The organism is Thermaurantiacus sp. (assembly GCF_053487655.1).
Genome location: NZ_JBRCLD010000098.1, coordinates 51461 through 64536 on the forward strand (window position 1 = coordinate 51461; position 13076 = coordinate 64536).

Sequence of the window (13076 nt, forward strand, 5' to 3'; positions counted from 1 at the left end):
GCCAGGCGCTGTTTCGAGATTATGCTGCATACGCCACCCTCAAGCCGCTCTCTCGACAACCGTTGACCTAGGCACCGAAGCCCTGCATCCTTGCGCCCAAGGTCGGAGCTGCAGACTAGCAGCCTTGCGGAGGGCGTCGCTGCGAACTGCTGCCGGACCGGTGGAGGCATTGCTGCCAGGCCTTTTTGAGGCTTGCCGGGCATCAAGGAAACCATCGGTTCGTCAACTGGTTGCACGAGGAGCCAATGAACCGGCCGAATCTATCCAGTCTGGACCGGATTTCGCTCAAGAGCACGCCGCTGCTGCTGCTTGTGGGCGACATTCCGCTCCCGGAATCGCTCGCCCTGCGGGCACGTTGCCTTCGCAGCGACGTCAGGGAAGCTCCGCCTTCACGGCCGGATGTCGCCATCATCCGCGCAGATGCCCTCGACCGCGCGGACCTGGTCCGGCTTCAAGCGCCAGAATGGGCAGATGTGCCGCTCATCATCATCGCAGACGCCAACTCCGCTGACACGGCCGGCGCGCTGCTCGGGCATGCCATTGCAGGCTTCCTCGCTCCTGACTTCGAGGCTGCGGAACTGGAGGCACTCGTGCACGGCGCACTTTCACCAGCGGGCCCCGGAGTCGCTGACACCAGCCGGCCGCTCGATCCGCGGCTTGAGGCCATAAGGCAGGAGGTGGAGCGCATGACTGCTGCCATCGCTGCCATGGCCCGCGGCACGGACTTGCTCCAACCCCCACCCGTGACCGCGAGCAGGATCCGGGCCCACATCAAGGCCCGGCGATTGCGCGAAAGCTTCTTTCCGGCAGGGCTATTCGCTGATCCCGCATGGGACATTCTCTTGGACCTTGGCGCAGCGCGACGGGAAGGTCGGCCGGTGTCCGTCTCGTCACTTTGCATCGCCGCCGCCGTGCCGACGACGACGGCGCTGCGATGGATCAAGACAATGGTCGACACCGGCATGCTGGCAAGACGCCCAGACCGCAGCGATGCGCGTCGTGCCTTCATCGAGCTCGCCCCCGCCACGTCGGAGACTCTCGACCGCTGCCTCGAGGCCTGCTTCAACCTCCCCGGCCTCTAGCAGCTGCTTGCTCCCACGTTCTTTGGCGCTAGAGCCTCTTGCCAAACGGCAAGGGAGAAACGGGTGCGCCACATCGCCATCATCGGGTCAGGGCCAAGTGGCTTCTATGCGGCCGAAGCCGCCCTCAAGGCCTTCGGACCGGAGGTAAGGATTGACATCCTCGACCGGCTGCCCACGCCTTATGGCCTCATCCGCGCCGGCGTCGCCCCCGACCACCAGTCAATCAAGGCAGTCTCCCGCCGTTATGAGGCAGTCGCCAAGGACCCGCGCGTCACCTTCATCGGCAGCGTCGAAGTCGGCCGGGACATTCCGCTTTCCGAAGTCCGGAGCGTCTACGATGACGTGGTGCTGGCGGTTGGAGCGCCCGAAGACCGCAAGCTTGGCATTTCCGGCGAGGAGCTTCCTGGCGTCTTCGGCTCGGGCGCCTTCGTCGGCTGGTACAATGGGCATCCCGACTTCGCCAAGCTTTCCCCACCGCTCGACACCCCGACCATTGTCGTCATCGGCAACGGCAATGTCGCAATCGATTGCGCGCGGGTGCTGGCGAAGACGGCGGCCGAGCTCGCCTCAAGCGACATCGCAGCCCATGCCCTCTCCGCGCTCGCCAACTCAGCCTTAACGGACGTGCACATCCTCGGGCGGCGCGGACCCTATCAGGCCAGCTTTACCCTGAAGGAGATCGGCGAGCTTGGCGAGCTGGAGCGTGCAACTCCCATAGTCCAGCCCTCGGACCTGCCGGATGCAGAAGGCGATGCCGCCCTCGAGACCGGACAGCGGCGAGTGGTCGAGGTGCTGCGGCGGTTCGCAGCTGCCGGCCCGGACCCGGCTAAGCCGGTGAAAATTCACTTTGACTTCTTCCACCGACCTGTGCGGATCCTCGGAACCAATCGGGTGGAAGGCATCGAAGTGGCACGAACCCAAGTCGACGCGGCCGGAAACCCGACCGACACCGGCGAGCAGCGGATCCTCTCCTGCGGGCTGGTCATCGCCGCAGTCGGCTACCGGTCTTCACCTCTCGAAGGCGCCCCCTTCGACACCCGGGGGGGCCGTTTCGCCAACGACGCCGGCCGGATCGACGATGGGCTCTGGTGCGTCGGCTGGGCGAAGCGGGGGCCATCAGGCACCATCGGCACCAACCGGCCAGATGGCTTTGCCGTCATCGACCGGATCAAGACGGAAGGTCTGCCCGCCAGCGGGAAGGCAGGGCGAGCTGGGCTTCTCGCTATGCTCAAACAGCGCGGCATCAAGCCCACGACCTTTGCCGACTGGGAAGCAATCGACCGAGCGGAAGTGGCGGCGGCGCGGCCAGGGGCACCACGCGAGAAGATCGTCGAGATGGCCAAACTGCGAGCATTGTGCAGCGCCTGAGCAAGCAAGCGGGTTGACGCCCGCCCGCTCAGGCACCTATTGGCCACCCTGGGTCCGGGGAATAGCTCAGCCTGGTAGAGCACCGTCTTCGGGAGGCGGGGGCCGGAGGTTCGAATCCTCTTTCCCCGACCACCGGCCGCAGGCGGCCCAGCGCCGCCTGGCGGCCTCCCTTGAACCGGCCCGGGAAAGCGCGGCCGAGGCTCGCACGGTTCGCCCCCCAACGCCGAAGCCGGCGCACCTTCCCCTTAAAGCGAGGCAGCCCCAAACGCGCTCTCCCGGAAGTCGGCGCGGCAAGCCCGCCTCCTCGGCAGCCGCGCCCAGATGTTGGGGCTGCATATCCGGATCCCAGACCGTCGCGACAGGAGGTGATGGCATCATCTACCCGCAGCCGCCCTGCCAAGACTTGACCTCTCATCTGTTACGACGCAGCTTGGGCAATGGAAGGGAGCCCGGAGGGGAGGGATGACGGCTGCACTGATGCCGGCACTGACGGTGCTGTGCTACGGGGCCATGCTGGTCCTCGTTGCTCGCCATGTCGATCGGCGAGGGCTTCCGGAGCGCCTTGGGCATCTCGTCTATCCGCTCTCGCTCGCCGTCTATTTCACGTCTTGGAGCTTCTTTGGCGCCGTTGGCACTGCAGCCACCAGCGGTTGGCCCTATCTTGCCATCTACGTTGGTCCAGCGCTCGTCTTCCTGCTCTTGCCGTCGTTCCTGCGCCGGCTCGCTGGCGCCGTCCGCGAGGCACGCGCGCTCTCGCTCGCTGATTTCCTCGCCCAACGCTACGGCAGAAGCCGCGGGCTTGCAGCCATCATTGCCATCGTCGCGCTCGTTGCGTCGATCCCTTACATTGCCCTCCAGCTCCGCTCGGTCGCTGCGAGCTTCGCAGTCTTGACTGGCCAGGAGCGGACGGTTGGCGTCGCTTTTGCAACCGCCGTGCTGCTTGCCGCCTTTGCAATCAACTTTGGCGCCCGGCGCATCGAAGTGGCACGGCGCAACGAGGGCCTGCTCGCTGCCATCGCTCTTGAATCGCTGGTCAAGTTCATGGCGCTCTCCGCCCTTGGCCTGTTCGCCCTCCTTCTCCTTTCGCCGGCGCCGATCGAAACCACGGTCGAAGCGCTTCAACCCGCCTTCGCTGGTGGTCCAGGTGTCGACTTCGCTGCTGCCACGCTTGCGGCCGGACTCGCGGTCCTGTGCTTGCCGCGGCAATTCTATGTCGGCTTCGTCGAAGCCCCCTCTCCGCAGGCGGTCACAAACGCGCGCTGGCCCTTCCTTGGCTTCCTCGCGCTCGTCTCCCTGGTTGCTCTGCCACTGGCGGCAGCAGGTATCACTGGCGTGGGAGGAGCGGTTAGCCCCGATCTCTATGTGCTTGCCGTGCCGATGGACGAGGCGCGGCATGGCCTTGCGCTTCTTGCCTTCGTCGGCGGCTTCTCGGCTGCGACCGCCATGATCATCACCGAAACGCTCGCGCTTTCAACGATGGTGACGAACGACCTCCTGGGCCCTCTCCTTCTGCGGCGCGGCGCCGGTTCCGACATTGGCCAGCGCATGCGCTTCTGGCGGCGGGCGGTCATTGCCATCATCATCGCTGCCGCCTTCCTCTATGCCGAGGCAGTCGATGACCGGGAGACCCTCGCTGCCATCGGCCTTGTCGCCTTTGCCGGCGTCGCCCAGTTCGCTCCAGCGCTCCTCGCCTCGATGTGGTTCCGCCTCGACAATCCCCGTGCCGCGCACGCCGGCATTCTCGGTGGCGCCTTCGTGTGGCTCTACACCCTCTTCCTGCCCTCGATCGCCGGCCCGAATTTCGCTGCCGGCCTCGTCCATGCCTCCGGCGGGCTTCTTGCTCCGCAGTCTCTCTTCGGCCTCGGCTCGCTCTCCCCCTTCGCCCATGGGATGTTCGCGAGCCTCGCCGTCAACATCTTGCTCCTCCTTCTGTTCGCGCGCAGCACCGGCACCATCAAGTTGCAGCGCCGCCACGGCCATCTCGCAGAAGTTCGGCGGATGGAGGAGTTGCGCGGGCTTGTTGCCCGCTTCGTCGGCGAAGCCGAAGCCGAAGCTGCGCTGGGAGCAGATTTCGGCCCCCCGGATGCTGCCATCTCCGGGGCTGCAGCACGACGGGCCGAGCAGCTGATCGCCGGCGTGATTGGGGCGCCTTCGGCACGGCTGGTCGTCGGCTCAGCACTCGCCGGCGAAAGCCTGCCCATGGCCGATGTCGTCCGCCTCCTCGATGCCTCGGGCCAGTCGGTTGCGCTCTCGCGTGCCTTGCTTGCAGCCACGCTCGAGGCCATCGACCAAGGCGTCTCAGTCATCGATTCCAACCTCCGGCTTGTGGCCTGGAACAGACGCTATCTCGACCTCTTCGACTATCCGTCAGGGATGGTTGCAGTCGGACGCCCGATTGCCGACCTCATCCGCTACAATGCCGAGCGTGGCGAATGCGGTCCCGGCGAAGTGGAAGCGCATGTCGCACGGCGGCTATGGCACTTGTCACGCGGGCTGCCCCACAGTTTCGAGCGGCGGCGGCCCTCAGGGCGCTGGATCCGGACAGCCGGTGCGCCCATCCCGGGCGGCGGCTATGTCATGAGCTTCACCGACATCACGGCAGAACGGGAACGCCAGGCGGAACTGGAACGCGAGGTTGCCGCGCGCATCGCCGACCTTGCCGCTGCCAACCAGGCGCTCGACAAGGCCCGGCGGCAAGCCGAAGCGGCAACCCGGGACAAGACTCGTTTCCTTGCGGCCGCCAGCCACGACTTGCAGCAGCCGCTCCATGCTGCCCGGCTGTTCGCAGCTGCGCTGGACGCCGAGGTTCCGGCCACCGCCCGCCCCATGCTGCAAGGCATCGCTGACTCCATCCGCTCGGCAGACGGGCTGTTGCGGGCCCTCCTTGATGTCTCGAAGCTTGACGGCGGCGGCATCGTCCCAACCCCATCCCGCTTTTCAGCAGCCGAGCTTGTGGACGAGCTCGCCCGGGAGTTCCGGCCGCTGGCCGAGGAGAAGGGCCTCAAGCTCTCGACGCGCACCATCGAGGCCAGCGTCGAAACGGATCGCGCGCTCTTGCGCTCCATCCTCCAGAACCTGCTCTCGAATGCCGTCCGCTACACGCCCCAAGGCCGGATCCTCATGGCGCTCCGGCGACAGGGTGGAAGGTTGCGCTTTGAAGTGCGTGATTCTGGCCCGGGCATCGCCGAGGAGGATCAGGCGCGCATCTTCCGAGAGTTCGAACGCCTCGCCGGCTCTGCTGAGAGCGGAGTCGGACTAGGACTTGCAATCGTTGAGCGCACTGCGCGCCTGCTTGGCGCTGAGCTTTCGCTTCGTTCGGCGCCCGGCCGCGGATCGACCTTCAGCGTGGCGCTTCCACTGGCATCAGGCGCAGTCATTCCGCTGCCCAGCGCTGGCGCCGGCCGGGCTGTGCCACCGGCCCGACGGGTCCTTTGTGTCGATGATGATGCGACCGTCCTTGCCGCAATGGCAGCCATCCTCGAGGGTGCTGGCTACACCGTCGATCGCGCCGCAGATGCCGGCTCGGCCCGAAAGCTGGCAGCCGCAGCCGTGCCGGACTGCGCCATCCTCGATTTCCACCTCGGCCCCGGTCCAGACGGGCTCTGCCTCGCTTCCGAAATCCGCACGCTTGCACCTGAGGCGAGGATCCTCATCGTGACTGGCAGCCCTGGCCTTGTCGACCGCGCCATGGCTGCGCGGATTGGAGCAGAGATTCTTGCGAAACCCTTGGCCCCCGAGCAGCTGCTAGGCGCACTCGTCGGTCGGATGGAAGCAGCGGAATAGGCCTAGATTTCCGGCAGCCGGGCAGATGCTGGATCAAGCGCGAGCGCGCGCGCAGCAAGCGCCACCTGGGTGCGATTGTGCACACCGAGCTTTCGCATAAGCGCCGTCATGTGCCCCTTGACCGTGGCCTCGGAGATGCCGAGTCCATGCGCGATCTGCTTGTTGAGCTTACCTTCGAGCACGCCGAGCAAGACCTTGAGCTGGGTGGGTGTCAGCCGGGCGATATCAGCGGCCATGCGCTTGACCGCTTCCTCCTGCGCTGGGACGGGCTCCGGCTCGGGCTCATCGCCAAGAGCTCGGACGATGGCAGCCTCGATCTCGCCAAGGTCAGCCGATTTCGAAAGAAAGCTGCGCGCACCATAGGCCCGAGCCGCGCCTGCAGCCTCCGGATTGGCTGCCGAGATGACGACAATGGGCGTCCCAGGCCGCTCGGCATGCAGCTGGGCAAGGCCCGAGAAGCCCGAAGCGCCCGGCATGCCGAGGTCGAGCAGGATGAGGGCAAGGTCTTGCGCTTCGCGCACATGATGAAGCGCCGTTGCAAGATCCCCAGCCTCAAGCAGGCGCGCCCCGGGCGCTGCGCGCCGGGCAGCCAAAGCAAGTGCCGCCCGAAAGGCCGGGTGATCGTCGGCAACGAGAATGGCCGGTCCGTTCATGCCGCATTCGCATGCCGTGCCTTGCCAGCGACCAGCTCTTCGACGACGGCAGGGTCGGCAAGCGTCGAGGTATCGCCAAGGCTTTGAAGCTCGCCTTCGGCGATCTTCCGCAAGATCCGCCGCATGATCTTGCCCGAGCGAGTCTTGGGAAGTCCGGGCGCGAACTGGATCACATCGGGTGTAGCAATCGGCCCAATCTCGCGCCGCACCCACTGCACCAGCTCCGCCTGCAGCGCTGCGCTTGGCACTTCGTTCGCATTGAGGATGACATAGGCGTGGATGCCCTGACCCTTGAGGTCGTGCGGATAGCCGACCACGGCGGCCTCGGCCACCTTCGGGTGGGCAACAAGCGCGCTCTCGATCTCGGCCGTGCCGAGCCGATGGCCGGAGACATTGATGACATCATCGACTCGGCCCGTGATCCAGTAATATCCATCAGCATCGCGCCGGCAGCCATCGCCAGTAAAATAGCGCCCTGGATAGGTCGTAAAATAAGTCTCGAAGAAGCGACGATGGTCACCCCAGACGGTGCGCATCTGCCCCGGCCACGAGCGCGCGAGCACGAGATTGCCTGTCGCTTCGCCTTCCAGAACCCGCCCCTCAGAATCGACGATAAGCGGCTCCACCCCAAACAGGGGCCGCGTTGCTGAGCCCGGTTTCAGGGGCGTTGCACCCGGCAAGGGCGCAATCATCGCACCGCCAGTCTCGGTCTGCCACCAGGTATCGACAATTGGGCAGCGCCGCTCACCCACCACCCGGTGATACCAGTCCCAGGCCTCGGGATTGATGGGCTCGCCCACAGTGCCAAGAAGCCGCAGCGAGGCCCGCGAATGACGCGTAACCCATTCATCACCCTCACGCATCAGTGCGCGGATTGCTGTTGGTGCCGTGTAGAAAATCTCGACTCGATGCTTGTCGACCACTTGCCAGAACCGGCCATGGTCAGGGAAGTTCGGCACACCTTCGAACATGACCTGCGTGGCGCCATTGGCGAGCGGGCCATAGACGACATAGCTGTGCCCGGTGACCCAGCCAACATCGGCAGCGCACCAGTAGACCTGGCAAGCGCGATAGTCGAACACGGCCTCGTGGGTGAGCGACGCCCACACAAGATAGCCGCCCGAGGTATGCAGCACCCCCTTGGGCTTGCCTGTGCTGCCAGAGGTGTAAAGGATGAACAGAGGATCCTCCGCCTCCATCTCCGCTGGCGGACAAATCGGGGATGCGTCGGCAACCAGCGCTTCATAGCTCACATCGCGCCCTTCGACCCACTGGACTGGAGCGCGGGTGCGAGACACCACCACCACCTTGCCGACTCCGGGGCAGGATTGCAGCGCCTTGTCGACGTTGGCCTTCAAGGGAATGGTCCGGCCACCGCGCAGGCCCTCGTCAGCTGTGATGACAAGAGTGGAGTCGCAGTCCTGGATCCGCCCGGCCAGCGCTTCGGGTGAAAAGCCAGCAAAGACAACCGAATGAATGGCCCCAATCCGCGCGCAGGCAAGCATCGCAATCGCCGCTTCCGGGATCATGGGAAGATAGATGGTCACCCGGTCACCGCGACGGATGCCGAGCGAAAGAAGCCCATTCGCCAAGCGGCACACGGCTTCCAGCAGCTCGCCATAAGTGAGCGTGCGCCCGGGTGTGGCCGGATCATCGGGCTCCCAGATGATCGCAACCCGATCGCCATGGCCAGCTGCCACATGCCGGTCGAGGCAGTTGGCAGCCACGTTGAGCGTTCCGTCAGAGAACCAGCGGATGCCAAAATCCGCCTCGGCAAAGCTCCAGTCTGCCACCTTCGTGAACGGCTTTATCCAGTCGATACGCAGCGCTTCGCGCCGCCAGAAACTCTCGGGATCCTCAAGCGACTGCCGGTAGAGCTCCGCATAGCGTTCGGCATCATAGCGCGCGGCCGCGGCCCATTCGGCAGGCACAGGGTGCAGCATCTCGGTCATCGGCGTCTCTCCCACGGCATGCCGGTCGGCTCTCCCTCCTAGGCAGCACAGATTCCGGCCACACCATCCCTAGCGCAGCGCGTGCTTCGAGGGGACCCCCTACAATGGTCGCGCAAGACCTTGGTCTGGCTTTCCCCTCTGCCCATGCTGCGAGCACATTGCCGCCATGTCCGAGAGCGCGGCGACGAAGACCGCGCCGGACGGGGAGAAGCTATGCCAAAGACGATTCTTGTTTGTCTGTTGTGCGGAGTGGCCCAACCAGTGCTGGCGCAGGCTGCCAGCATCGAAGCCCGCCTCCAAGCGCTCGAAGCGGAAATGGGTCGGCTGAAGGCCGAGCTTGCAGCTGCGAAGGCAGCGCCTGGCGCACAGCCTGCAGCGGGCCAAGCGTCTGCGCCTGCTGCACCCGCAGCCACGCCTCGCACCACCACCGCTGGCGCCACGGACCAGGAAGCCATCGAAACGCGGGTCGCAGCGCTCGAGAAGCGGGTGGCTTCGCCGCCCGATGGCTTCCGCATGGGGAGCACCACGCTCCGGCTCAACGGCTTTGTGAAGCTGTGGGCGGCTGCCACCCACTTCTCTGGCGGGGACGCCCCTGCTGGCGCACTCATCAACGATTTCCACCTGCCGCAGCAGATCCCGATCGGCGGCCCCGACAGCCGCGACTTTGACGCGCATCTGAAGCAGACCCGTCTCTGGCTCACGTCCAGCACACCCGTGGGCGACAAGACGCTTGGTGGCTACATCGAGGTCGACTTCCAGTCGGCAACGGGCGTCCAGGGAACCCAGCGCACGACCAATGCCTATAATCTCGCCATGCGCCGTGCCTTCTTCACCTATGGCCGCTTCCTGATCGGCCAGGACTGGTCAACATTCATGAACACGAGCGCGCTCCCGGAGACGACGGACTTCATCGGGCCGACCGAAGGCACCGTCTTTGTCCGCCAGCCGCTTGCCCGTTTCACAACGCCGCTGTCGAAGTCGCTGAGCTTGGCATTTGCCATTGAGAACCCGGAAACCTCGATCATTACGCCAGGCTCTGCAACCCTCATTGAAAATGATGACGACCGGCTTCCGGACTTCGTGGCCCGCCTGACGGCGACGCCAGGCAAGTCCCAGCTGACGCTCGCCCTGCTGGCGCGGGAGTCCTCCGCCCAGGCTGGCCCCTTCGCTGCCCATGCCTTTTCCTGGGGCGTGTCGGCTGCAGGCCGACTGCCGTTCGGCCCTGGCGGCCGCCACGACGTCCGCTTCTCGGCCACCACGGGCAAAGGCATTGGCCGCTATGTCGGGCTCAATTTCGCGCCCGACGGCGTGTGGGATCAAACCGGGCCTGGTGACCTCGATCTGATCGCAATCGACGCGGCCTTTGGCGCTGTCCGCTTCGCCTGGACCGAGCGCTTGCGCTCGACCTTCATGGGAAGCGTCCAGACCACGCGCTTTCCGCACGACTTGCCCTTGCCGGGCAACGCCAATCACCGCGCCTGGAGCGCTGCTGCCAACCTCTTCATGACTCCAGTGCGCGGCATCGACCTTGGCATCGAGTATCGCCACGGCGAGCGGCGCCTCGTCTCCGGCGCCTCCGGCATCATGGATCGCATCGAATTCCTTGCACGCTACGGCTTTTGAGAGAAGGGAGAAGCATCATGTCACCGCCGCCGATATCCATCGCTGCAGACGACGTCGCGCAGCTGCCGAAACACCATCAGGCAACCCAGGGCGAGCGCAAGGTCATCATTGCCTCGTCACTGGGAACAGTCTTTGAATGGTATGACTTTTTCCTCTACGGCTTGCTCGCCACGATCATCACTTCGCAGTTCTTCTCGGGCGTCAACGAGACGACCGGGTTCATCTTCGCACTTGCGACCTTTGCTGCAGGCTTTGCCGTGCGCCCCTTCGGCGCTCTCGTCTTCGGCCGCCTCGGCGACCTTGTCGGGCGAAAATACACCTTCCTCGTGACGATGGGGCTGATGGGCATTGCCACCTTCTCGGTCGGCCTGCTTCCGTCTTACGCGGCCATCGGTGTTGCAGCCCCGCTCATCCTCGTGCTGTTGCGGATGCTGCAAGGCCTCGCTCTCGGCGGCGAATATGGCGGCGCTGCCACCTATGTTGCCGAACATGCCCCGAACAACCGCCGCGGCCTTTATACGAGCTTCATCCAGACAACGGCAACGCTGGGGCTGTTCCTTGCCCTCCTGGTCGTCATCGGCACGCGGCTCGTGGTCGGCGAGGACGCGTTCAAGGACTGGGGCTGGCGCGTGCCGTTCCTCCTGTCCGTGATCCTGCTCGGCATCTCGCTTTGGATCCGCATGCAGCTCGAGGAAAGCCCAGTCTTCCGGCGGATGAAAGAAGAAGGCAAGGCCTCCAAGGCACCGCTGACCGAAGCCTTCGGCCAATGGAAGAACCTGAAGGTTGTCCTCGTCGCACTGTTCGGCGCCGTCGCAGGCCAGGCTGTCGTCTGGTATACGGGCCAGTTCTATGCCCTCTTCTTCCTTGAGAAGATGATGAAGGTGGATGGCGCCACCACCAACATTTTGATTGCCATTGCCCTTTCCTTGGCCACTCCAGCCTTCGTCTTCTTCGGCTGGCTTTCCGACCGCATCGGGCGCAAGCCCATCATCCTCGGTGGCCTCCTGCTCGCTGCGGCCACCTACTTCCCGCTGTTTGACGCGCTGCAGCGCTATGCCAACCCTGCACTCTATGCAGCCCAGGCGGCCGCGCCTGTGACCGTCACAGCGGATCCGGCCACCTGCTCCGTGCAGTTCGACCCGGTCGGCAAGTCGAAGTTCGACTCCTCCGGCTGCGACATCGCCAAGTCTTTCCTCGCCAAGTCCGGTATCAACTACCGCAATGTCGAAACGGCAGTCCCTGGCGGTGGCGCGGAAGTACGCGTGGGCGACACGCCGATTGCCGTTGCCAACCCGGGCACTCTTTCCGCCGACGCCAAGAAAGCAGCGATTGAGGCCTTCCAGGCGGAGACCAAGGCCGCTCTCAAGGCTGCCGGCTACCCGGAGAAGGCCGATCCTTCAGCCATCAACAAGCCGATGGTGGTCCTGATCCTGTTCGTGATGGTGCTCTACGTCACCATGGTCTACGGGCCGATCGCAGCACTGCTCGTCGAGCTGTTCCCGACGAACATCCGCTACTCGTCGATGTCGCTTCCCTACCATATCGGGAATGGCTGGTTCGGCGGCTTCCTCCCCACCATCGCCTTTGCGATGGTCGCTGCCTCGGGCGACATCACCTTCGGCCTCTGGTACCCAATCGGGATCGCCGTCATGACCTTCGTGGTCGGCCTCCTGTTCCTTCCAGAGACGTTCCGACGCAACATCGACTCCTGACGAGCCTCCACCCGGACTGGGCAGCGGGGAAACCCGCTGCCCCTTCTTGTTGGCAAGCGCCACAAGTACCAATCCCGTTCAAGATGAGCGGTTGCCGCGGCAATCACGCTGCCGGCATGACCGAGCGTGCACCGGCACTTCTCTGCTTCTAGATGACCCCCCTTGCTGCAAGATCGGCTTGCTCGGCTGCTGTGAGACCAAGCGCAGTCCAGACGTCAGCATTGTGCTCGCCGACGCGCTGGGGGGCGAGCGTCCGGACACCGCCAGGGGTCTTTGAGAATTTGGGGAAGCTGTTCTGCATGGTAATCGTGCCAAAGCGGGGATGGGGGCGGGAAATGAGGGCCTCGCGGGCCTGGAAATGCGGGTCTACGAGCATGTCGGGGGCGCGGTAGATCCGCCCCGCCGGGACGCCGGCCTCGATCATCTTCGCCTCGAGCTCGGCAACCGTCAGGGTCCGCGTCCATTGGGCGATGAGGTCGTCGAGCTCCTCTTGGTGCTTGCCGCGGGCGATGTGGGTGGCATAGCGCGGGTCGCTCGCCAGTTCGGGGCGCCCCATTGCCTGAGCGAGGCGGGCAAAGATCGCATCGCCATTGGCGCCGATCATGTAGCTGCCATCCTTGCAGGTATAGACATTCGAGGGGGCAATGCCCTTGAGAATCGAGCCCGAGCGCTCGCGGATCACGCCGTTGCGGTCATATTCGGGAACCAGCCCCTCCATCACCTGGAGCACCGCTTCATAGAGCGCGGAATCGACCACCTGGCCCGCGCCGGTCTTCTCGCGGTGGTGGAGCGCGGCCAGCACGCCCAGGCAGCCATAGGTGGCGCACAGGGTATCCCCGATCGATATGCCCATGCGCGCCGGCGGGCGAGCGCCTGGCCTTCGGGCACGCGCAGGTTGATCGT

At 65.1% G+C, this 13076-nt stretch carries 8 protein-coding genes and 1 tRNA gene; 6 read left to right on the top strand and 3 right to left on the bottom strand.

What is annotated here, in order from left to right:
- Nucleotides 1-245 precede the first annotated feature (245 nt).
- The 4 genes from ACWIQA_RS09860 to ACWIQA_RS09875 all read left to right on the top strand — a co-directional run bounded on the left by ACWIQA_RS09860 (nucleotide 246) and on the right by ACWIQA_RS09875 (nucleotide 6233).
- A complete protein-coding gene (locus ACWIQA_RS09860) occupies nucleotides 246-1082 on the top strand; it encodes a hypothetical protein (protein WP_448582901.1) in 837 nt (278 codons plus the stop codon).
- Nucleotides 1083-1145: 63 nt separating this feature from the next.
- A complete protein-coding gene (locus tag ACWIQA_RS09865) occupies nucleotides 1146-2450 on the top strand; it encodes an FAD-dependent oxidoreductase (RefSeq protein ID WP_448582902.1) in 1305 nt (434 codons plus the stop codon).
- A 55-nt stretch (nucleotides 2451-2505) separates the two neighbouring features.
- Nucleotides 2506-2582, top strand: a tRNA-Pro gene (locus tag ACWIQA_RS09870).
- Nucleotides 2583-2912: 330 nt separating this feature from the next.
- Nucleotides 2913-6233, top strand: coding sequence for a hybrid sensor histidine kinase/response regulator (locus ACWIQA_RS09875; RefSeq protein ID WP_448582903.1), 3321 nt, complete (start codon nucleotides 2913-2915; stop codon nucleotides 6231-6233).
- 2 nt (nucleotides 6234-6235) lie between these two features.
- On the opposite strand, the gene ACWIQA_RS09880 is transcribed toward ACWIQA_RS09875, so the two are convergent.
- Nucleotides 6236-6886, bottom strand: a complete 651-nt coding sequence (locus tag ACWIQA_RS09880) for a LuxR C-terminal-related transcriptional regulator (RefSeq protein ID WP_448582904.1) — start codon at nucleotides 6884-6886, stop codon at nucleotides 6236-6238.
- A complete protein-coding gene (gene acs / locus ACWIQA_RS09885; protein WP_448582905.1) occupies nucleotides 6883-8838 on the bottom strand; it encodes an acetate--CoA ligase in 1956 nt (651 codons plus the stop codon). Before acs ends, ACWIQA_RS09880 begins: the two co-directional genes overlap by 4 nt.
- A 249-nt stretch (nucleotides 8839-9087) precedes the next feature.
- Here acs and ACWIQA_RS09890 point away from each other — a divergent pair, with 249 nt between their 5' ends.
- On the top strand, nucleotides 9088-10461 hold the full coding sequence (locus ACWIQA_RS09890; protein ID WP_448582906.1) for a DcaP family trimeric outer membrane transporter: 1374 nt from the start codon (nucleotides 9088-9090) through the stop codon (nucleotides 10459-10461).
- Between the two features lie 17 nt (nucleotides 10462-10478).
- On the top strand, nucleotides 10479-12173 hold the full coding sequence (locus ACWIQA_RS09895; protein ID WP_448582907.1) for an MFS transporter: 1695 nt from the start codon (nucleotides 10479-10481) through the stop codon (nucleotides 12171-12173).
- 148 nt (nucleotides 12174-12321) lie between these two features.
- Here ACWIQA_RS09895 and ACWIQA_RS09900 read toward each other — a convergent pair.
- The coding region (locus tag ACWIQA_RS09900) for a CaiB/BaiF CoA transferase family protein (RefSeq protein ID WP_448582908.1) at nucleotides 12322-13076 on the bottom strand (755 nt) is incomplete at its 5' end.